The organism is Thermococcus sp. MV11 (genome assembly GCF_012027285.1).
Lineage (GTDB): Archaea > Methanobacteriota_B > Thermococci > Thermococcales > Thermococcaceae > Thermococcus > Thermococcus cleftensis.
This window is the reverse complement of the sequence record NZ_SNUD01000001.1, coordinates 808,393-828,409: the sequence shown is the minus strand read 5'-3', so window position 1 is coordinate 828,409 and position 20,017 is coordinate 808,393. Positions and strand designations below refer to the sequence as shown.

The following is a 20,017-nucleotide window of genomic DNA, read 5'->3' as shown; positions in this document are numbered from 1 at the left end:
TGGGAGTATTGCGCTCAAAACGTTATAAACCTTTAGCATGGAGGTGTTGAGAATGGGACTGATTAGTGACAACGACAAGAAGGTCATCAAGGAGGAGTTCTTCTCCAAGCTGACCAACCCGGTTAAGATTATCGGTTTCATCGGAAAGGACCACTGCCAGTACTGCGACCAGCTCAAGCAGCTCGTCCAGGAGCTTTCAGAGCTGACCGACAAGCTTACCTACGAGTTCCACGACTTCGACAGTGAAGAGGGCAGGAAGATAGCCGAGCAGTACAGGATCGACCGCGCCCCGGCCGTCACGATAACCCAGGACGGCAAGGACATGGGCGTTCGCTTCTTCGGCCTTCCGGCCGGCCACGAGTTTGGAGCCTTCCTCGAGGACATCGTCGATGTCAGCAACGCTAGCACCGACCTCATGCCCGAGAGCAAGGAGGAGCTGGCGAAGATCGACAGGGACGTCAGGATACTCGTCTTCGTCACCCCGACCTGCCCCTACTGCCCGCTCGCCGTTAGAATGGCCCACAAGTTCGCCATCGAGAACACCAACGCGGGCAAGGGCAAGATACTCGGCGACATGGTCGAGGCCATCGAATATCCGGAGTGGGCCGACCAGTACAGCGTCATGGCAGTTCCGAAGATAGTCATACAGGTGGACGGCGAGGACAAGGTCCAGTTCGAGGGTGCCTACCCGGAGAAGATGTTCATGGAGAAGCTTCTTGCCGCCCTCGAGTGAGGAGTTTTCTTGGTCTTTTTCTTTAACAAACTCTCTATTCAAGCTGTTTGGGGGCTGTTATTCTTTGCGGGCTTTTCATTTCCATGTTAATGCACCCCTCTTCTGACGTCCAATCTTCCCACGGAAAAGTTATAAGTGCCTCTCTCTAGCCCATACCGGGGAAGCCAATGGGCGTGAGAATAGGCGGTGTTGATGTTCACTTCACAGGGGAGCTTGACGACGGTTTTGAGGACGCTTTCGGGGGACTTTTCGCCAGGAGGTACCTTCCGGACGTTGGGGAAAGCGGGGGTGAGCCGAACGTCATCGTGGAGCGCTTCAAGGGAGAGGAGTTCCGCGTATTCAGCGCGGTCTACGACCACCTGGGAAGGGACGAGTACAAGATAGAGTCAAAGGTCCCCTCCGCCTATGGAAACGAGGCTCCGATTTTCTTCATACTCCAGGCCGCGGCAAGAGCCGCTGCTAAGGTAGGCAGACTGTTCATAACGGACTCCGTTGGCGTCGTTACGCCCAACGGAAAGGCGGTTCTGTTCATAGGCTACCCCCACACGGGGAAGAGCACGATGTCCGTCCTGGCAATGGCCAACGGCTTTCCGGTTCTGAGCACTGAAAACACCATCATCGAAGCCAGAAACGGGCGGCTCTACATAGTCGGCGGCACGGACGTCCTCGTCTATGACCCAAGGGTCGAGGGCATCTACGGCGTCGAGGTTCCCTACGACGAGCAGACGAGGAGCGGGTACAGGATAAAGGACCTCCGCGGCGACCGGGAAAGGAAAAAGCTCCTGGAGGGGGGAGTGGAGGTGGACATTATAGTGCTCCTTCACGCGGCCTTTAACTGCATGGAGGCGAGCTTTTCCAGGATAAAGGGCAGGAAAGTCAGAAAGACGCTCTGGTACTTTTCCACGGCCTTGATGAAGGGACTTGACTACTATGAGCCCTCTCCGCTCCACGTCCCAATAAGCGACGAGATCGGCCGGAATCTCCGGCACTTCCTTGAGACCGCCTCGGAGAACTACTCGGGAAGAATGTTCGAGGCCTTCGGGAACCACAGGGCGCTCTTCGAGAGAATCGTCGAGATGGCGCTTTCAACTGAGACCAGTTAATTCAGTTTTTATGTGATCCACCAGTTCATTAATTATGCAGTTGTGCCGTCTCCAGTTTCCCTGGAGTCTTATTGTCCGGGGGACGTTCCGTCCCCCACACCCCCTCGAACTTCCGCCGGGGTTTTATAGAGTTCCAATTCTCCTAGAGTCTTATTGCAACTGTCCTCCGCGGCGTGGACGTGAATACTCCAGACGCGGTTTCAATTCTCCTAGAGTCTTATTGCAACCTCTATGATAGTCGCAGGATCCAACTGTCTGAGATTCGTTTCAATTCTCCTAGAGTCTTATTGCAACAGGAAGTCGAATATGAGGAGTTCAATGCCCACCGGCCGTTTCAATTCTCCTAGAGTCTTATTGCAAGGATTGACGGCATCAACGAGAAGATAGCCAACGCTAGTTTCAATTCTCCTAGAGTCTTATTGCAAGATTGGGAGAAGTACAGCAGGCAGGGGTGCGATACCAAGTTTCAATTCTCCTAGAGTCTTATTGCAATCATAGCCGGAAACCTGGACGCTCAGTTCAACACCCGTTTCAATTCTCCTAGAGTCTTATTGCAACAAGGAGTTCAAACTTGCGGTTGAAGAAATGCTTGAGGTTTCAATTCTCCTAGAGTCTTATTGCAAAAAGCGACCTCATCAAGTCTGTTATCCTAAACCTACGTTTCAATTCTCCTAGAGTCTTATTGCAATTGTTCGTCATGTTCGCTAGCTGCGCCTTGAGCTCGGTTTCAATTCTCCTAGAGTCTTATTGCAACGAGAACCCAACCCTTGAACTCGGGCGCGGTCCTCTTGTTTCAATTCTCCTAGAGTCTTATTGCAACGGGCGGAAAATTTGCCCGTTTGCTCATTGGAGTATTGAGAGGCTTCGAATATTTAAGTCTTTCTGAAAACCGATGGAAAAAAGGGTCCCATCAGGCTTCGAATCCGAGCCTTTTCAGCGCTTTAACCCACATAAAGAATGCTCCTGAAAGGAGCTTCCCACGGGGCCGATGGACACTGCAGGGTAATGCAAAGGGTTAAACGGGCTGTAAATTCGCGAACAGACTGCACCTAATGCCAGAATGGGAAAGGGACGTATCTCCTCAAGGAAGTGGCATATCTAGGCCCAATCATGGCTCGGTTTTACTTTTCGAAAATATTTCGTTACGCGATCGTGAAATATATGAAACAAAAAGTTACAAATTAAAAAGCCTAAAAATCGATTTCCAGAGCATGGGGGAGGGCTTATTTGAGGTTCTGGTCCCTTCAACGACCCGTTTCAAAGAATAAAGCGTTCCAGGCGTGATACGCCATAAAAGTTAAATTCAGAGACCTCAAATTCAAAAAGGTGGTGCCATGTACATCATCGTGGTCTACGACGTGAACGTGAGGCGCGTCAATGGCGTGAAGAAGTTCCTCCGCCAGCACCTTCACTGGGTTCAGAACAGCGTCTTCGAGGGCGAGGTTACGAAGGCGGAGTACGAGAGGATTAAGGCCGGGCTGAAGGGGATAATAGACGAGGGTGAGGACTCAGTTGTAATCTACCGCCTCCGCTCCCAGCCCCTCCGCGATGTCCTCGGCACGGAGAAGAACCCGATGGAGGACATCATCTAACTCCTTGGACATATCGGTCGGTAGATGCAGTTCCTGCACTCCCAGCCGAATCTTGGTTCAAAACTATCTGGCACGTTTCCGTTCTCAAGATCCTCAACGAGCTTTACAACCCTTCTTGCGCGCTTTAGTAGTTCATCAAACATCTCACCATTTTTCTCCACGAGTATCTTTTTCCAAGGCACGAGACTATTCCTGTTGAATATCCAGAGGTGCCCAACTTCAACGTCGGGGAGCACGTGGAGGTACGCATTCAGCTGTTCAACGTATGCCTTCACCACGCTGCCGTCTGGTATTTCGTCTATCTCCTCAATGCTCTCCGGTATCGCTTCATATGGGTACTCGTGCAGGAACTTGAACTCGAAGACATGCTTTCCGACGACCAGATCGGCCCGTCCACTCAGAACCCACCCGTTCTCAAGTTCGTATTGGATAGGGACTTCAACGAGCGGTTTCTCCGTTAGATTGCCCCTCAGGTAGTCCCAAGAATCAACTATCGTGTTCAATAGACCAGCGTGTAACACCGTTCCCAGAATCTGGCCGTCGTTCTTGGTTCCAAAATAACGAACGTCAAAGCGCAGGCTCAACGCAAGCTTAAGAGGGCAAAAGGATAGCTGTGTTATGGGTATGCTTTTCTTTGGTCCCCGAGGATTCCCGTGCCTCAAATAGTTCTCGAGTCTCCTGGCAAACTCCTCCACTTCACCCATGGGCATCACCTCAGAACCACGCCACCAGCGGTTCATATCCCCTAATGCCAACGAGGTGCTTGATGAGCTTGTATGCCTCGAGGCGAATAAGCCTCTTCTTCGTCACGTTCTTCTTGAGCTCCGGGTGCTTCACGCTCTTGGAAAGCTCGTTCTCGTACTCGCTTAGGACCTTCCTCATGCCCTCCTCCGTGAGCAGGACGCCGTTGAGTTCCTCCCTGAAGTGCCCCTTCGATAGAATTTTCCTGGTCACGAGCCTCGTCGCGAGCCTGTCAGCTACAATCGGCTTGAAAATCTCGCTCAGGTCGAGCGCCAGAGAAAAGCGCCTCTCTCCCGGCTCGTGGAGATAGCTGACGGTTGGAACCAGCTGAGTGTTGTATAGCTCGGAAACTATCGTTGCGTAGAGCCTCGAATTCAGGAAGCTTATCAGGGCGTTCATCTCGTTCTCCGGCGGCCTGCGGGTCCTTTTCACTATCTTGAAGCCCTCCGGTAGGTGCCCGTCCCATCTCGAATAGTAGGCCTCGCGGATCCGCGCCTCGACGTTCATAACTTCGGTTATCTTCCGCGCCCCCTCAAGTTCCTCAAGGAGTTCCCCCAGCTCCTCAGAGAAACCATCATTAACTTTCCAGCGCCTCAGGTTCCGCTCCATGTTGAGCGCGCTCCCCCTGACGAAGAGCTTCGCCAGCTCCAGTCTTCTCTCCCGGTCGAGGTAGTGCTCGGCCTGCCTGATGACCAAATCGCCGGAGTTCAGGCTCTCCCTCGGATAAAAACTCCCGTCATAGTAGCCGTAGTGGTTGAAGAAGTGCACGGCTATGCCTTTCTGAGCCAGAAAGTGAAGTGCCTGGGAGGTTATGCTCACGTGGCCGTAGACGTAGATGTCGTAGATTCCCTCGACCGCGAGCGGCTTCCTACCGCGCTCGTTTTCAAAATAGAGTGTGTTCTCCCGCCTGAAGAGCGTCCCGTCCGAGAGCAGGGTTATGGAGCGCTTCCTCATGCGACCACCTCAAATCCAGCAGAGTTCGTAGTAGGCGCATTTCATGCATTTTCTAGATTTAACCGGCTCCGGCGGAAGAGGAAGAGATTTTATCCGCTCGACCTCTGCTATAGCTTCCTCGATTTCAGCTTCCCTGCCGTCGAGAGTTACTTCCTTCGTCTCGTTGAGCTTCGGGTAGTGGAGAACGGCCTTCGCCTTGATGCCGAGCCTCTTGAGGTAATAGAGATAGTAGAGCGCCTGCATCTCGTGAGCCTTCTCCATGCTTCTGCCGAGTTTAACCTCGTGTATCTCTATGACGTCGCCCCTGCGAATAAAGTCGATCTTTATTCTCCCGACCTGAACTTCCTTCTCCTCGTTGGCGTAGCGTTGCTCGTGGAGGAATCTTCCCAAATCGACCCACTCGCTTTCCTGTTCCATCGTGATGCCCTTAGCGAAGTACCAGAGCTTGGTGGGGCAGATGAAGAGGTAGTTTATCTCTGTGCCGGTGATGAGGAGTTCGTCGAGGGGGTAGGTGGCCGGGTTATACTCATTGGTATAACGAATTTTATGGTCCGAACTGTTATAGTTCGGGGTGTAATTCACAGCACCTCACCGCCCGAAGGTTCTCTCAGAAGGCCGAGTTCTTGACTGTACTCAAGCTCCGCGACGATGATGTGTTTTCCGGGCCCCGTTGAGCTGAGCCTGTGGAAGGCGTCGCTTTCGCTCATGAAGAGCCACAGGGGAATCGGGACGAGGTAGCGGTGAACTTCCATGTAACGTTTCCTGGTGAGCAGCTCCAGAACAGCGTCCTGGTAAGCGCCGGGTATCGCCTCCAGCCCCCTGAACATCTCGTAGAACCTGCGCTCGTTTTCGCCACTCTTGAGAGGCCTCAGGGCCTCAAAGAGTTCGAGTGCCTGGGCCTTGTACTCCAGAACCTCCCCCCTGAGCCTGTCCGCGAGCGGTTCGTAGGCCAGCGTCACAAGCTCCGGGACCTTTGACTCGAGCAGGGGCTTCCCGTCAAGCTCCTTCAGCAGCCCCAGGCTCCTCCCGACGACTTCGGGTGGGTAGATGCGTTTATCCCCCTCCCCGCCCTCGGTTAGGACGTAAACGTTCCTCGGGTTCCCAAAACCCCTCCTGTTTACCCTTCCGAAGCGCTGGATCAGGGCATCCAACGGTGCCGGTTCGGTGATAATCGTGGAAAAGCTCACGTCGAGCGAGACCTCCACCACCTGGGTGGCAACGACCACGTCGAAGTCGTTGAGGTTCGACAGGAGCTTTTTCTCCTTCTCCTCCCTGTCACCGTACGTGAAGCGACTGTGGAGGAGCATCGCGCTGTAATCGTTCCTGAGGCGTGAGTAAACCTCCACAGCCCTTGATACCGTGTTGCATGCCACCAGGGCCGGTCCGTCCTCGGGTTTGAGTTCCTCGATTAGCTCCTCTATGCTCTCCATCGAGCCGTCGACGACGTTTATCCTGTGCCTCGTGAAGCGGTCCGCCTCCTCCGGCGGAGCCTGAAGCTTCCTTGGTTTTATCGTTTCCTCGATTAGCCTCTCAAGGAACTCTGGCAAAGTTGCGGTCATGACCATTGCCTTTGTCCTTTTCCCCTTCAGTAGCTCGAGGATCGCCAGGATTATGCCGAGGACGTTGGGCTCGTAGGCGTGGATTTCATCGAAGATCAGGAGCGAGCCTGTCAGCTCGGTGAGACCCATCTCGAAGAAGCCGACGCCGAAGAAGGGCTTCATGAGCTGGAAAGGCGTCGTGACCTTGAGGGGGGTGTAAATCTTCCTGTAGAGGGAAGACAGGCGCCTGTATTCCAGCTCCGAAGAGTAGAGGTAGAAGCCCGAGGAGCTGTGGAGAACGCCGACGAGCGCGGGGTCCTTGAAAAGACCGAGTAACCTCGAGTGCATCGCGTTAATGCTGGCCTTGTAGGGGAGCACGTAGAATATCCTGCTCGATACACCCTTCCTCGTTCTTTGGGCGTTCCTGTCGGCCCACAGGAGGGAAGCCTCGGTCTTGCCGTAGCCCGTGGGGGCCCTCAGGAGGAGGTTTCCTTCGGTGTTCCATGCCGCCCTCTGCAGGGGCCTCCAGCCCTCCTCCGGAATCCGAAGCTCAACCGCCGTTCTGATGTCAGGCAGAAGGCGTACCTCAAGCTCTCCCGCAGATGCGAGGTGGTCGGAGGCGTTGAGGAGGCCCCTCAGATAGACCAGTTCCTCCCTGTATCTCTCCACGTTCCGCTCGTACCAGCTAATAAGAGCGTCGAAATCGTAGCCCCGGACGCGCTCCGACCAGTCTTTGGGCGGATTAAAAAGCTCCAGCCTTCTTCCAAAGAAATACAGCTCCCAGTAGGGAACTCGCTCGAAGAAAATCCCCTCGATGTAGTCCCTGTTCTGAAAGAGTTCCTCAACTTTATCCTCGAACCCCCCGCGGTGTTCCCCGCTGGGCAGTATCTCCTCAAGCTCGTCGAGGGTTCGATGGTGGGTGAGGATTGCGAGTGCAATGAGGTTCCTCTCGTCCTCGGGAAGGTCGAGGAAAGAGGCGAAAGGTGCCGAGAGAACCTCGTGACGGTAGCCCCATTCCCTTGGATTCCTCTGAAAACCGCTCGCGCACTTGCCGAGGTCGTGGAGGAGAACGGAATAAAAAGAAAGTTCCCAGACGCGCGGGGAGAGCTCCTCGAGCCATTTGAACGCGGTTTTCATGCTCTTCAGCACGTTTATGGCGTCGTTGGTGTGGCACTCGAGGAAATCGTGCGGGAGGAACTTGGCGTAGCAGGGTCTCATTCGTGCCACCTGTGGAGGTAAACCCCGACACCGAGTTCCTCGTCGTAGGGGAGTTTCAGTTTCGACGCTTTGCCCTTTGGAAACGGCAGGACGACGAAGGGCCTGACGAGTCTCGCCTTCCTCGGCGTTACGGAGTAGTCATACTCGACGACGAGGGCGTGAACGACGCCGGGGACTCCAAGCTCCAGGGGAAGGACCGTCCCGCCGACGGGAGCTTCGGTCTCCTCAAGCTCGACCTCCTTTATCTCCTCAACCGTCGCCACGTCGCTCGAACGTCCAAGGAGGAGCTGGTATCTGGGCCTCCTGAAGTGCTCTTCCCATTCATCGGGGAGATAAAGGTAAAGCTCGGCGTTGTAGAGGAACTCGCGCCTCATTATGTCCGTCTCGACCTTTCCAAGGGCGTAGATCTTTTCGAGGTCAAGCCCTTTACCTTCGCTCCTGAAGACGTAGCCGACGTATGGAAGCTCGGTTAGATACACGGGCTCGCCCTTCGCCGCCGAGAGGATTCCCTGAATCGTTGAGGGCGGTGGAACGGGCAGCGTCGGCTGGTAGCCTGACTGGAAGGTGGGATAGCGGAACGAGGCAGTCCACGCCCTCAGCTTGACCCTTATCATGGGCTCACCCGTAGTAGGCCTCGATTTCCCTGGCGAACTCGTCTACCGCTTCACCAACGGTGCCCGTGAAGACCTCGATGCCTGCTTCTTTCACCGCCTTGGCCATTTCATTGACGTCCCAGCCAAGGGAGCGGACGAAGCCGGCATCGTAGCCGATGTAGAGCTTTGTGCCCTCGGGTATTACCTCCTTGAGGTCCTTGAGCCTCTTTGCAAGGGCCTCGGCGTCGAAGCGGATCTCACCCTTCTCCTCGAAGACGAGGTCGCTTATGAAGGGGTTTATGCCGGCATCTACGTTGAGGAGCAGGACGAACTTCGGGGTCACGTCGGTGTGGTACTGGCTCTGCTTGGCCCCGCCGGTCAGGAGGCGGAGGGCCTTGATGGCCTCAGTGGCACGCGTCCTCCTGATCTCGGGGGGCATGAGCCACTCTTTTTCGGTTCTCTGAACGCCGAGTTCCTCCGCTATGCGCTCCATTTCCCTGATTTCATTAACGACGTCCTCTGTGCCCTTCTTCGGGTTGCCCTTCTTGTCCCTTGGAACGTCGCCCCAGGTGAGCAGGTTCTTGAAGCCTGCCTTGCTGACTATCGTGAACCTGCCGACTGAGTCGAGGTCAAGGGAGAACGCACCCTTGAAAACCGTCGAGTAGAACTCCTGGCTGTAGGGAACGGGGTCTCCCTCGTGCCTTGAGGCGTAGCCCTCATCGACGGTTATGGAGCTCCTGTCGGGGAGTACAGAAATCAGCGGTGTGTTCTTAAGGGGCGAGACCCGCGTAACGGTCACGTTCACGCCGCCCTTCTTGAAGGCCCGCATGTAGCCGAAGACGTCGTCATCGGGGTACTTGAGGGGGTTCGCTGCGGTAAAGACCTGCTTCTGCTCGCGATAGAGCGGGGAAAGCTCCCAGTTGAAGTGCTCCTTCAGCGTGAACCTCCACCAGTAGCGCCAGGCCTGCGGTGAGACGTAGGGGTAGCGCTTTCCACCCCTCCTGAAGGTCTTAACCCTCGTCACGTTCCTGTCGGCGAGGCTCTCGTCGATTCCGAGCATGTTCAAAGCGGAGTGCGGCGCGTCGATCAATACCATTCCGGTCGCAAACCTCATTCTTCCACCCCCATTCCAAAGATCTCAACTTCTTCGTTCTCCTCAACCTCTTCCCCGGCCTCCTCCGAGGCCTTCATCAGCCTGTCGTGGAGCCTCTCATAGACCCTGAAGAGGAGCAGGTGCTTTACCGTCCTCCACGAGACGTTCAGGTCTTCCCCGTAGGAGGTGAGAACCGTCGCGAACTCGTCGAACGTCATGAGCGGCTTCTCTATCCCGAGCCTCTGGCGGAGCTTTTCGAGGTTCACGAAGAAGGCCTCGAACTGGTAGAGCCTCTCCGCCCTCTCCAGCTCCCTGACGCGCTTCGAAAGCTGGTTGTCCGGGAGCTTCTCCAGCGTTTCGACAATCCTATCCCCGACGTCCTTAATAAACTCCAAAGCCTCCTTATCCAAACCCAACACCTCCGAGCAGTAGAAAGACAGAAGCGACCATTTCGCGTTTGCACGGCGGTTTTTTATGTCGATGAAGTAGGGCAAGATGCTCTCCTCGGCCAAGAGTCTGGCGTAAACCTCGTTGGCGTAGCTCCGCTCGTACTTTTCAAACTCTTCCTCGCTCGGCCGGTTGCGCCAGCCCATCGCTACAATTCTCCTCCAGCCTGCCCTGTCGTAGCGGGCTGCGTGGGCAACAAAGCGCAACACGGGCGTTGGAACGTGGATTATCTGAAGGTCCTGCCCCTGGTTGTTGTTCACGAAGTGGTAGAGCGTTATTGATGCATTGCCCCAGAGCTCGTCGCGCTCCGTCTTCCTCGTCAGCTCCCCGAGGAGGTGGAAGAGAAAGTTCTCCGGCCTCTTAAAATCCCTTGCGTTCGAGGCGAGGAAGCTCTTCCTGACGTCGTTTATGGCCTCGCCGTGGAGTTCGAGCATAAGCTCGTGGGGGTAGGTGTGCATCACGAGGACCCTTCCCCCGACTTTGTAAGCAACCAGCGGGAGGAACTGCACGAGGAAAAGGCAGTGGGAGCAGACGTTGAGGCCGTCCTTCGCCGAGGGGAAGTAGTTTGGGACTCCGCCGGTCCCAACGAGGGGAAAGTCCGAGCGGTAGACCGGCCTTGGGCGTGAGTGCCTCCTTCCGCAGATTTCGCATATAGGTGCGTTGTTGTCTTCCGGCTCGCCAAGAAGGTCCTTAAGGTTCTCGGCTATCGCCTCAGGCGTTCTCTTCTTCGCCATGCTCGGGTTGGCCATCAGGATTCCGCTGTTAGGAAGCATCATCGCGTGAATGTAGCCGGAGCTCCACTCCTTCCTAGCATAGAGTTCTGACGCAAACTCAATTGCCTTCTCAATGTCCTCTTCCGTCAGTTCTTCAGGAGAGCTCTTTTTGCTCAGTAGCAGCAGCGCGGTTAGGCCTCCATCGACAAAGGGGTGTCCGGTCCAGTCAAAGAGAGGAACTCTCTCGTTGCTCTCTTTCGGGAGTTCATCACGTGGTGGATCCTTTTGGGATTGCCCCCTCAGGAACCCGTCAAGCGGCTTTTCCTTCCCGATTATTCACACCTCCCTTCCAGCTCCTTTTCACTTTCCCTTTCCGCTCATCAACCTTCACCATTCCAAACCCTATCGAGTTCTTCTCCCCGAAGCCGGCCAGATAACCTGCCCTCAGCAGGCCCTCGTCGCCCCTCGCGCGGAACACGAGGTGCCAGGCTATCTGGAAGATCCCCGGCTTGACCTCGAAGCGCTTGGGCTTGGCGTTGAGCACCTTTATCTCGAACTCTTCAGGCGGCCTCTGGGCGTATATCGCGAGGTACTTCTCCCTGAGGTTCTCCCGTATCAGCTCGTAGAACTCTGGCTCGGAGGGACTTAAATCGTAGCTCTTCGGCTTTCCGAACTGAACCCGCTTTGTGGTCACGGCTATCGGCGAGAGAGTCACGAGCTTCCTCCCGCTTAGTCTGTCCGGCTCGGCCAAGGCCTTCACTTCTTCCACGATGAACCTCTCGTCCCAGAGCTCGACCTCCGGCTGCTGAAGCAGACCCCCAATGAACGCCTCAGCTATATCTGGAACGGCCGTTGAGAAGTAGAAGAAACCGTGCCTGTAGCCGAGTAGCGAACTCCTGTCCTCGGCCAGCTCGCGCTTCTCCGCCATGAAGAGGGAGTAGGTGAAGAGCTTAGGAACCTTCGGCGAGTGGAGGCGCAGGCTTAGGTCGGGGTTCACGCGCTGTATCCTGTGGTATATCAGGCCCTGCAGCTTGTGCTGGTGGCTGAATGGTATCCGGAACGGCTCATTCTCCGGGCGGAGTCTTATTAGGAACCTGACCATTTCGTTCACCATACGGAGGTATACATCAAAAAAGGGTACGTTCCCAGACCTTATAAGATTTTCTCCAATTGGGGGTACAATCTAAATTGAAATATAAAGGTTCAGTAAATGAAAAGAGATGAGAGTAATTTATTCTATCCTGTTTTCGTAAATCTGGGGTAAGCCCTCATCACGCGCCCTGTGCTATAATCGTCGTTATAATAACCACGGTTATACAAACGGCAGTGTGGGTAGAAGAGAGAAGGGGCCAGAGCCCTCAGAGAAGCATCCTCGCGTCGACGGCAACGGCTGAGTCCTCGTAGGCGAAGATCGGGTTGATGTCGAGCTCCTTGATCTCCGGAAGCTCGAGGGCGAGCTCGCCGACCTTGACGATGATGTCCGCCAGAGCTTCGATGTCCACCGGCTTCTCACCGCGTGCCCCCGCCAGAATCGGGTAGGCCTTGATCTCCTTTATCATGTCGAGGGCTTCCTCCTTCGTTATCGGGGCGACGCGGAAGCTGACGTCCTTGAGGATCTCGACGAAGATTCCACCGAGACCAAACATTATCGCCGGGCCGAACTGCGGGTCGCGGATCATGCCGACGATGACCTCCTTGCCGAGCGGGAGCATGCGGTAGATGATGACGCCCCAGAGGTCGGCGTCGGGCTTGTAGTTCCTGGCGTTCTCCATTATCTTCTTGAAGGCCTCCCTCGCCTCCTCGTCGCTCTTGATGTTGACCTTGACACCGCCGGCGTCGCTCTTGTGAATGATCTGCGGAGAAACGATCTTCATGACGACCGGATAGCCTATTTCACGGGCGAACTTTACAGCCTCTTCCTCGTTGGTGGCGACCTTGAAGTCCGGGACGGGGACACCGTAGAGCTTGAGTATCTCCTTCGCCTCAGGCTCGACGAGCGGCCTGTTCTCGGCCTTGGCCTTCTCGATGATTGCCCTAGCCTTTTCAATCCTGTCCATACCAATCACCCCATCAGCTTGACAGTTCTCAATCCGGTCGGGGGGTTAAAAGGGTTTCCATTTGCCAACCTTTCGTTTCTTTCGTTTCGGCCCGGTTTGAAGCGATGAGGGGGGTATAAATACCCTGCCGCCGAATATAGTACAGGTGATTCTCATGAGGAAAAAGGCGATGGCTGCAGTTGGTGGAATTGCACTTGTAATCCTGGCGGTTTTTTCGTTCCAGGGAGAAAAGGCGGTGGCGAGCGACACCACCGTTGTTCTCTACAACTCCGCGAAGATTGGGGTTGTAGAGAAGACGCTCGAGCTTGAACTGGAAGAGGGAATAAACGATGTTCCCCTCGAGGAGCTTGCGGGCCTTAACATAGCCGAAGTCACGATAATGCCCCTTGATGAGGGGGTCCGGGTTCTCGGCATCTTCAGTAAAGGCCAGGGCGGGGACGTCTACAGCGCCAACATCGGGAGTGAAGTTGAGATAAAGCTGAGAGGTGGCGATACCGTTACCGGCAAGTTCCTCGGCTTCAAGAACGGGAAGATAGCCATCGAGGGGGACGGCTACTACCTGATCAACCCTAACGAGGTTGTCTACTTCAAGGCCAGGAACCTTGAGGGTCAGGCGAGCGTTTATGCGGCCATACAGGCCGACAAAGCGGGGAAGTACAACGTGAGCATAACCTACCGCGTCGCCAACATTAGCTGGGAGAGCAGGTACAAGCTCTACATCGGTGATGACGCAAGGCTCTACGGCTACATCGTCCTCAACAACCCGACGGCACAGGAGTTCAAGGGTGCGAAGGTCCTGCTGGTGGCCGGCGACGTTCAGCTCTACCAGAACGTTCCCCAGCCCAGGGTTCTCTACGCCATGGCGGAGAAGGGAACCGACCAGGTTAACGTCGGTCAGCCGGAGAAGATAGAGGCGTTCTACCTCTACAAGCTTGGAGTCGTTGACCTCAACCCATCGAGCAAGATGATGTACCCTTACATAAGCTTCGAGGTTCCCTTCGAGAGGGAGTACCTCTACGAGAGCTGGCCCTACAGTCGGGAAGGGCCGGTTTACGAGTCGATATCCTTCAAGACCGAGAAGGTTCTCCCGGCGGGTATAGTGGAGATATACCGGGAGACCGATGATGGAAGCCTGCTGGTGGGTGAGAGGACCATAGAGCACACCCCCAGGGGTGATGTGCTTAGGATAGGCATTGGACGGGACTACGACCTTAAAGGCACGACGACCGTGCTCGATCAGAGGAACGGTGATGGTTACTCCTACTACAAGGTCAAAATCACCCTTGAGAACTTCGGGAACGAGACTAAAACGGTCATCGTCAGGCACCACAAGTGGGGAAAGGTAGTTACATCAAACGTTGAACCTATCAACGAGACTGCAAACTACGTGGAGTTCAAGGTTACGATTAACCCCGGTGAAAAGAAGGAGATAATCTTTGACTACGAGAACCGCTATTAGCCCTTCCGGAGCGTTACTTCAAACCTTTTTTCTCCCCTCGTAACCTCGATGACGAGGCTCTTGTCGTAGTCGATGAATTTGGTTCCAACTACCGCGTAGCCCTCCTCCCTCAGGAACTCCGCCATCTTGAGGCCCAGGTCGTCGAAGAGCTCAGCAGCCATCGTGGCCATGCTCGGCTCCTTTATGCCCAACTCATCGTGGTAGCGCCTCGCGAGTTCGAACACGTCCATCTGTCCCACCGGTTGCTGTATGTACCCTGGGGATAAAATGCTTTCGTCCGAAAGGCTTAAAGCGGTGTAGGCCGAGCCTTTGGGAGTGGGTGCTATGGACGAAAAAACCCTCCGGAAGGGGGAGCGTTATTATAAGGCGGGAAAGGTCCTATGGGTGGTCAAGCACGGGGGTAAGCTTTTTTCCAAGGTTCTCGGCACGTATCCCTATTACGTCGAGCTAGATCTCTCCACGGGCGAGAACCGCTGCACCTGCCCCCTTGGCGGGGACTGCAAGCACGTCGCGGCCGTTCTCAAGGCCCACGAGAGCGGCTTCTACTTCGAGAGCTTTGATAAACATGCCGAGCTTTTTCCTGAGGCCGTTGCCATGGAGTTTCTGGCCGAGGTCCCCGAGCTGGCGCTCGACGTTACCCTCAAGGAACTCCTCTTTACCATGAGCACCGACGAGAGCGGGAGCGAGGTTGCGAAGCTTTTCAGGCGGGCCTTAAGGCTGGTTGGGATAACCCGCAAGAAGGAAGCCCTCCACGTCCTTGAAGAAGTTCTCGATGAGTACCGCCACGTGTTCGATGACTACGAGCTGGCGGTGAAGCTCGAGGACGAGCTGAGGGAACTCGAGTCTGCCCTCTAAAAAAGCCTTATAAATCCCCCGTTCCCCAAATAAAAACTTAGAGGGTGGGAAAATGAAGGCGATTTACCGGGAGATGTGCCCGAACTGCGCCGGTAGAATCTCCGACGAGAGGCTCGTAATGAAGAACCCCTGTGATGAGTGTCTCGAAAGTCCCGTTCACGCTGATTCCTATTTTGAACTCATCACTGCCGTCAGAAACGCCCTCCAGCTGAGGGGAACGCTCAAGGAGTGGGAGAGGATTCACTCCCTTGAAGCCGGGCTCAGGGAGGTCGAGGAGTTCTTTGAAAAGGCGACGGGCTTCACCTTCTGGAGTGCCCAGAGGACGTGGGTGAAGAGGCTCTTAAAGGGGAGAAGCTTCTCGATAATCGCGCCGACCGGAATGGGTAAGAGCACCTTTGGAGCGGTCATGGCGGTGTGGCACGCCCTCGGGGGCAAGAAGAGCTACATAGTGGTCCCAACCACCCCACTGGTGATTCAAACCGCCAAGAAGATTCAGGCCATAGCCGAGAGGGCGGGCGTCGAGATAAACCTCGCCTACTACCACGGTAACCTCCGCAAGAAGGAGAAGGAGGAGATGCTGGCCAAAATCGAGGGTGGCAACTATGACGTTCTCATAACCAGCGCCCAGTGGCTGGCCAGGAACTACGACGAAAAGCTGGAGGGCAGGCGCTTCGACTTCATTTTCGTCGATGACGTCGATGCGTTTCTCAAGGCCAGCAAGAACATAGACCGCTCTCTCCACCTGCTCGGCTTCAACGAGGAGATCATCGCCAAGGCCTGGGAGATAATAAGGCTCAAGAAGCAGATGTCAAAGTACCTCAACGGCCGCTCCCAGGACAGGGAAGAGAAACTCAGGGAGCTGAACTCCCAGATCTCGGAGCTTCAGCGCGAAATTGAGGAGTTCAAGCGCGAGAACCCGGTTGGAATAATGATAATCGCCTCCGCGACGGGAAGCGCGAGGGGTGACAGGATAAAGCTCTACCGCGAGCTTCTTGGCTTCGAGGTCGGAAGCGGAAGGAGCGCACTGAGGAACGTTGTGGACAGCTACCTCAAGCCCACGAAGGACATCAGGGAGCATGTGGAGGAGCTCCTAACGAGGCTCGGGAAGGGAGGAATAATATTCACGCCAATAGACCAGGGATTGAGCTATGCTGAGGAGCTGGTCGGTTACCTCCGCGAGAGGGGATTCAGAGTTGAGCTGGTAAGCTCAAAGAACAGGAAGGCCATCGAGAGGTTTGAAAACGGCGAGGCGGACTACCTCATAGGCTCCGCCACCTACTACGGCTCACTGGTCAGGGGTCTCGACCTGCCCCACCTGATACGCTACGCCGTCTTCACCGGCGTTCCCAAGTTCCGCTTTTCCATAGACCTCGAGAGGCCGACAATCTACCGCGCCCTCGGCCTCCTCAGTGAGGTCATGGACTTTCTGAGCGATGAAGACAGGAAGCAGGCTGAGAAGCTCCACGCGAGGCTCAGGAGGCTCATAAGGAACATTCCACAGTTCGAGCTCCTCAAGATAGAGGAGGCCCTCGCGGAGGGACTGCCTATAGAGAACGACTTCCACAACCACGTGCTCGGCGTCTTCCGCGAGCTGGTGGAGTTCCTGAGGAAGGTTCTGAGGGACGAGGAGGTTCTCAAAAGGCTCGCCGAGGATCCATTCGTCAGCCTCGTCGAGGAAGAGGGGAAGTGGTACATCGAGATTCCCGACGTCAGAACATATATCCAGGCCACCGGAAGGACGAGCAGGCTCTTCGCGGGCGGAATAACCAAGGGCCTCAGCGTCCTCATAGTGGACAACGAGAAGGTCTTCAACGGCCTGGTCAGGCAGATGCGCTGGCGCTTTACGGAGTTCAAGATGGTGCCCTTCGAGGAGCTGGACCTCGGCGAACTCCTGCGGCAGATAGACGAGGACAGGGAGAAGGTAAGGCTCGTCATGGAGGGCAGGATAAGCGCCAAGGTCAAGGATTTGGTCAAGTCGGCACTCATGATAGTTGAGAGCCCCAACAAGGCCAGAACGATAGCCAACTTCTTCGGTCAGCCGAGCAAGACGAGGATAGGGGATCTGGTCGCCTACGAGGTGAGCATAGGTAACATGATGCTGACCATTCTCGCGAGCGGCGGGCACATGTTCGATCTCGTGACGAACGAGGGCTACCACGGCGTTCTCGTTGATGAAAAAGATGGCATGCTGAGGTTTATTCCCGTCTACGACACCATAAAACGCTGCCGTGACTGTGGCCATCAGTTCGTGGACTGGGAGGAGAAAGGTACCTGCCCGCGCTGCGGCTCAACGAACGTGAGGGACGCGCTTGAAAACGTTAAGGCCATGCGTGAGCTGGCGCAAGAGGTAGATGAGATACTCATCGCGACCGACCCCGACACGGAGGGTGAGAAGATAGCCTGGGACATAAGGAACGTTCTCAGCCCCTACACGCCGAACATCAAGCGCATAGAGTTCCACGAGGTGACGAGGCCGGCGATAATGAGGGCCATTCAGGAAGCCAGGGACGTGAACGAGGGCCGCGTTAATGCCCAGATAGTGAGGCGCATAGAGGACAGATGGATAGGCTTCGAGCTGAGCCAGGAACTCCAGCGCGTCTTTGAGAACCGCAACCTCTCAGCCGGAAGGGTTCAAACGCCAGTTCTCGGCTGGATAATCGAGCGCTATAAGGAGTTCACCGAGAGCGAGACCTACTTCCTTGGTTTAACCCTTGAGAACGGTCTCCAGGTAACCCTTGAGGTGGGAAAGGACGGCAAGAAGGTTGAGCCGCCGGAGTACGTCACCGTTGAGGAGGTCGAGCTGGAGGAGAAGGAGCTCAACCCCTTGCCCCCCTACACGACCGACGCCATGCTGAAGGACGCCTCGACTTTCCTCAAGCTGTCAGCACCCGAGACGATGCGCTTAGCGCAGGATCTGTTCGAGGCCGGATTGACGAGCTATCACAGAACAGACTCCACTCACGTCAGCAACACCGGGATAGAGATAGCGAAGGAGTACATCACCCAAGAGCTCGGTGAGGAGTACTTCAGGCCGAGACACTGGGGTGAAGAAGGAACGCACGAGGCCATAAGGCCCACGAGGCCAATAGACACGGGCAGGCTGATGCAGTTAATCCGCGATGGAATCATTCAGATTCCAAAGAACCTCACAAGGAACCACTACAGGCTCTACGACATGATATTCAGGCGCTTCATGACGAGCCAGATGAGGGCTGCGAAGCTTCTCATGGAGAGGGCGGTCATCGATGCCGGCGTTGGGAAGGTCGAGCTCGAGGGCTACGTCGAGGTAATCGAGGACGGCTGGACAAAGCTGAGGAGCCCGCCGATGAGGCAGCTGCCAAAGCTTGAGCCTGGAGCTAAGCTTAAAGTCGTCGAGGCCAAGAAGTGGAAGGCGCCCAAGGTTTCCCTCTACACCCAGGGCGACATAATAGCGCTCATGAAAGAGCGCAAGATAGGAAGGCCTTCAACCTACGCCAAGATAGTCCAGACCCTGCTCCAGCGCTACTACGTGATCGAGACTCGCGGAAGAAAGAAGCTCGTGCCCACGGATCAGGGCATCAAGGTCTACCACTATCTCATAAGTAAATATAGAGAACTCGTAAGTGAGGAGAAGACGAGGGAGCTGGAGGAGCTGATGGACCGCATAGAGGAGAAGGGCGTGGACTACCAGAAGGTTCTGGGGGGCCTTTATCGGGAGCTTCAGGAATACCTTAAAGGTGGAAATGAAGGCTCCGTATGATGATTTCCGTACGGTCAGTTACCCTTTCCAAGTTTCTAAATATTTGTTCTAACAACATCGTGGTGGTACGATCTTGGAACTCACACGTACATAAAGTCTGGTTTTCGCTGATTTTCTCTGGCGGAGAGCAACATAAAGTTTCAACTTGAAATTTTGCTCCCCAGTAAAACCAAAAATTTTAAAATCCCTATGTAGTAATAGGTTTGCATGAATGCGCAACGGCCGTAATATCCGGGAAAGTTATCCCGGGCAGTCTCCGGAACATAACCGGAGACACTAACAAAGTTTGGAAAAAACTTATATGTGATGAAATCCAACTTCGAATATAGAAAATGTGGTGGTGGTAAAGATGGTTAAGGACAGGATGGTTGAGCTCCTTCAGGAGCACTTTGAGTTGAACCTCTACGAGGCCAGGGCGTACGTGGCATTAGTTGGTTTTGGCGTCCTCACCCCGGCCGAGCTGGCCAGCGTTTCGGAGGTCCCGGCTCCAAGGACCTACGACGTTCTCAGGAGCCTCGAGAAGAAGGGCTTCGCCATCAGCCAGCCGGGCAAGGTGAACAAGTACAGGCCCGTTCACCCGCAGAACATCCTCGAGAAGTTCATCGAGGAGTGGCAGGAGCGCGTTGCCGAGGAGCTTGAGGCCAAGAAGAAGGCGAAGGAGGAGCTCCTCGAGCTCATGAGCCCGCTCATCGAGACCGAGATTCCGAAGTACGGTGTCGAGAAGGTCTGGGTCGTGAGGGGCATAAGGAACGCCACCCTCAAGACCAAGGAGATGTTCGAGGAGGTCAAGGAGCAGATCCTCCTGGCTGACGACGGTTACATAGCCATCAACCTTGAGAGCGACATCATCAAGGCCATTGACAACGGCGCCAAGGCCAAGATAATAGTCACCGAGAACGTCTTCCACAGGCTCGGCACCTCAAAGATAATGGACTACTACAAGGCCGGCAAGCTCGAGCTCAAGGTCATCGACAAGCTCGAGCTCCCGATGCTCATCTGCGACGACGAGGTCTTCTTCGCCCTCGAGGACATGGCGGCAAGGTACTTCAACTACGAGACCCAGATCTGGATCAAGGACTTCCGCGTCAAGGCCCTCTTCGAGGGCAAATTCAACGAGTACTGGGAGAAGGCCAAGAAGGCCTGATTCCTTTTCTCCCCTTTCGTTTGTGTTGCTCTTTTCTG

17 protein-coding genes and 1 CRISPR repeat array are annotated in these 20,017 nt (G+C 55.2%); of the genes, 7 read left to right on the top strand and 10 right to left on the bottom strand.

Features of this window, described 5'->3' with window-relative positions:
* Positions 1 to 52: 52 nt before the first annotated feature.
* The 3 genes from E3E27_RS04600 to cas2 all read left to right on the top strand — a co-directional run bounded on the left by E3E27_RS04600 (position 53) and on the right by cas2 (position 3,428).
* The gene (locus E3E27_RS04600; protein WP_167773566.1) at positions 53 to 733 is read left to right on the top strand and encodes a thioredoxin family protein; all 681 of its coding nucleotides are present in this window, start codon (positions 53 to 55) and stop codon (positions 731 to 733) included.
* 167 nt (positions 734 to 900) lie between these two features.
* Positions 901 to 1,836: a hypothetical protein gene (locus tag E3E27_RS04595; protein ID WP_167773565.1), complete on the top strand. Its 936-nt coding sequence runs from the start codon at positions 901 to 903 to the stop codon at positions 1,834 to 1,836.
* A 130-nt stretch (positions 1,837 to 1,966) separates the two neighbouring features.
* A CRISPR array of direct repeats spans positions 1,967 to 2,655; the repeat unit is 29 nt; unit sequence GTTTCAATTCTCCTAGAGTCTTATTGCAA.
* Between the two features lie 515 nt (positions 2,656 to 3,170).
* On the top strand, positions 3,171 to 3,428 hold the full coding sequence (gene cas2 / locus E3E27_RS04590; protein WP_014788235.1) for a CRISPR-associated endonuclease Cas2: 258 nt from the start codon (positions 3,171 to 3,173) through the stop codon (positions 3,426 to 3,428).
* On the opposite strand, the gene E3E27_RS04585 is transcribed toward cas2, so the two are convergent.
* The 9 genes from E3E27_RS04585 to E3E27_RS04545 all read right to left on the bottom strand — a co-directional run bounded on the left by E3E27_RS04585 (position 3,425) and on the right by E3E27_RS04545 (position 12,782).
* A complete protein-coding gene (locus E3E27_RS04585) occupies positions 3,425 to 4,132 on the bottom strand; it encodes a PD-(D/E)XK nuclease family protein (RefSeq protein ID WP_167773564.1) in 708 nt (235 codons plus the stop codon). The two genes, cas2 and E3E27_RS04585, sit on opposite strands and share 4 nt — an antisense overlap.
* 10 nt (positions 4,133 to 4,142) lie before the next feature.
* Positions 4,143 to 5,123: a type I-B CRISPR-associated endonuclease Cas1b gene (cas1b, locus tag E3E27_RS04580; protein ID WP_167773563.1), complete on the bottom strand. Its 981-nt coding sequence runs from the start codon at positions 5,121 to 5,123 to the stop codon at positions 4,143 to 4,145.
* A 9-nt stretch (positions 5,124 to 5,132) separates the two neighbouring features.
* On the bottom strand, positions 5,133 to 5,666 hold the full coding sequence (gene cas4 / locus E3E27_RS04575; protein ID WP_167773776.1) for a CRISPR-associated protein Cas4: 534 nt from the start codon (positions 5,664 to 5,666) through the stop codon (positions 5,133 to 5,135).
* Between the two features lie 35 nt (positions 5,667 to 5,701).
* Entirely contained in the window at positions 5,702 to 7,879 is a 2,178-nt protein-coding gene (cas3, locus tag E3E27_RS04570) for a CRISPR-associated helicase Cas3' (RefSeq protein WP_167773562.1), read from the bottom strand.
* Positions 7,876 to 8,493 carry a type I-B CRISPR-associated protein Cas5b gene (cas5b, locus tag E3E27_RS04565; RefSeq protein WP_014788230.1) on the bottom strand — a complete coding sequence of 206 codons (618 nt, stop codon included), beginning with the start codon at positions 8,491 to 8,493 and terminating at the stop codon, positions 7,876 to 7,878. Before cas5b ends, cas3 begins: the two co-directional genes overlap by 4 nt.
* Positions 8,494 to 8,497: 4 nt before the next feature.
* The gene (gene cas7i / locus E3E27_RS04560; protein WP_167773561.1) at positions 8,498 to 9,586 is read right to left on the bottom strand and encodes a type I-B CRISPR-associated protein Cas7/Cst2/DevR; all 1,089 of its coding nucleotides are present in this window, start codon (positions 9,584 to 9,586) and stop codon (positions 8,498 to 8,500) included.
* Positions 9,583 to 10,785 carry a type I-B CRISPR-associated protein Cas8b1/Cst1 gene (gene cas8a1 / locus E3E27_RS04555; RefSeq protein WP_240910648.1) on the bottom strand — a complete coding sequence of 401 codons (1,203 nt, stop codon included), beginning with the start codon at positions 10,783 to 10,785 and terminating at the stop codon, positions 9,583 to 9,585. The genes cas7i and cas8a1 overlap by 4 nt, the downstream gene beginning before the upstream one ends.
* Before the next feature lie 250 nt (positions 10,786 to 11,035).
* Positions 11,036 to 11,827: a CRISPR-associated endoribonuclease Cas6 gene (cas6, locus tag E3E27_RS04550; RefSeq protein WP_167773774.1), complete on the bottom strand. Its 792-nt coding sequence runs from the start codon at positions 11,825 to 11,827 to the stop codon at positions 11,036 to 11,038.
* 256 nt (positions 11,828 to 12,083) lie between these two features.
* Entirely contained in the window at positions 12,084 to 12,782 is a 699-nt protein-coding gene (locus E3E27_RS04545; RefSeq protein ID WP_014788226.1) for an acetate--CoA ligase family protein, read from the bottom strand.
* 154 nt (positions 12,783 to 12,936) lie between these two features.
* Here E3E27_RS04545 and E3E27_RS04540 point away from each other — a divergent pair, with 154 nt between their 5' ends.
* Entirely contained in the window at positions 12,937 to 14,241 is a 1,305-nt protein-coding gene (locus tag E3E27_RS04540; protein WP_167773560.1) for a DUF4139 domain-containing protein, read from the top strand.
* On the opposite strand, the gene E3E27_RS04535 is transcribed toward E3E27_RS04540, so the two are convergent.
* Positions 14,238 to 14,471, bottom strand: coding sequence for a hypothetical protein (locus tag E3E27_RS04535; protein ID WP_014788224.1), 234 nt, complete (start codon positions 14,469 to 14,471; stop codon positions 14,238 to 14,240). The two genes, E3E27_RS04540 and E3E27_RS04535, sit on opposite strands and share 4 nt — an antisense overlap.
* Positions 14,472 to 14,565: 94 nt before the next feature.
* Between E3E27_RS04535 and E3E27_RS04530 the strand changes: the two genes are divergently transcribed.
* From E3E27_RS04530 to trmBL2, 3 genes are all read left to right on the top strand, one after another.
* The gene (locus tag E3E27_RS04530; RefSeq protein ID WP_014788223.1) at positions 14,566 to 15,096 is read left to right on the top strand and encodes an SWIM zinc finger domain-containing protein; all 531 of its coding nucleotides are present in this window, start codon (positions 14,566 to 14,568) and stop codon (positions 15,094 to 15,096) included.
* A 52-nt stretch (positions 15,097 to 15,148) separates the two neighbouring features.
* Positions 15,149 to 18,835 (top strand): reverse gyrase, encoded by a 3,687-nt coding sequence (rgy, locus tag E3E27_RS04525; protein ID WP_167773559.1) that lies wholly within the window; start codon positions 15,149 to 15,151, stop codon positions 18,833 to 18,835.
* A gap of 349 nt (positions 18,836 to 19,184) precedes the next feature.
* Complete coding sequence (trmBL2, locus tag E3E27_RS04520; RefSeq protein ID WP_014788221.1) at positions 19,185 to 19,979, top strand: HTH-type transcriptional regulator TrmBL2; 795 nt, start codon at positions 19,185 to 19,187, stop codon at positions 19,977 to 19,979.
* Positions 19,980 to 20,017 lie beyond the last annotated feature (38 nt).

What these genes read in the sequence shown, in the direction of transcription:
- cas6 (WP_167773774.1), bottom strand. Translation starts at nt 11,827, where the DNA reads ATGGTCAGGTTCCTAATAAGACTCCGCCCGGAGAATGAGCCGTTCCGG.
- cas8a1 (WP_240910648.1), bottom strand. Translation starts at nt 10,785, where the DNA reads ATGCTTCCTAACAGCGGAATCCTGATGGCCAACCCGAGCATGGCGAAG.
- cas2 (WP_014788235.1), top strand. Translation starts at nt 3,171, where the DNA reads ATGTACATCATCGTGGTCTACGACGTGAACGTGAGGCGCGTCAATGGC.
- E3E27_RS04540 (WP_167773560.1), top strand. Translation starts at nt 12,937, where the DNA reads ATGAGGAAAAAGGCGATGGCTGCAGTTGGTGGAATTGCACTTGTAATC.
- cas5b (WP_014788230.1), bottom strand. Translation starts at nt 8,493, where the DNA reads ATGATAAGGGTCAAGCTGAGGGCGTGGACTGCCTCGTTCCGCTATCCC.
- E3E27_RS04545 (WP_014788226.1), bottom strand. Translation starts at nt 12,782, where the DNA reads ATGGACAGGATTGAAAAGGCTAGGGCAATCATCGAGAAGGCCAAGGCC.
- rgy (WP_167773559.1), top strand. Translation starts at nt 15,149, where the DNA reads ATGAAGGCGATTTACCGGGAGATGTGCCCGAACTGCGCCGGTAGAATC.
- E3E27_RS04595 (WP_167773565.1), top strand. Translation starts at nt 901, where the DNA reads ATGGGCGTGAGAATAGGCGGTGTTGATGTTCACTTCACAGGGGAGCTT.
- E3E27_RS04600 (WP_167773566.1), top strand. Translation starts at nt 53, where the DNA reads ATGGGACTGATTAGTGACAACGACAAGAAGGTCATCAAGGAGGAGTTC.
- E3E27_RS04535 (WP_014788224.1), bottom strand. Translation starts at nt 14,471, where the DNA reads ATGGACGTGTTCGAACTCGCGAGGCGCTACCACGATGAGTTGGGCATA.
- cas3 (WP_167773562.1), bottom strand. Translation starts at nt 7,879, where the DNA reads ATGAGACCCTGCTACGCCAAGTTCCTCCCGCACGATTTCCTCGAGTGC.
- trmBL2 (WP_014788221.1), top strand. Translation starts at nt 19,185, where the DNA reads ATGGTTAAGGACAGGATGGTTGAGCTCCTTCAGGAGCACTTTGAGTTG.
- cas1b (WP_167773563.1), bottom strand. Translation starts at nt 5,123, where the DNA reads ATGAGGAAGCGCTCCATAACCCTGCTCTCGGACGGGACGCTCTTCAGG.
- E3E27_RS04530 (WP_014788223.1), top strand. Translation starts at nt 14,566, where the DNA reads ATGGACGAAAAAACCCTCCGGAAGGGGGAGCGTTATTATAAGGCGGGA.
- E3E27_RS04585 (WP_167773564.1), bottom strand. Translation starts at nt 4,132, where the DNA reads ATGGGTGAAGTGGAGGAGTTTGCCAGGAGACTCGAGAACTATTTGAGG.
- cas7i (WP_167773561.1), bottom strand. Translation starts at nt 9,586, where the DNA reads ATGAGGTTTGCGACCGGAATGGTATTGATCGACGCGCCGCACTCCGCT.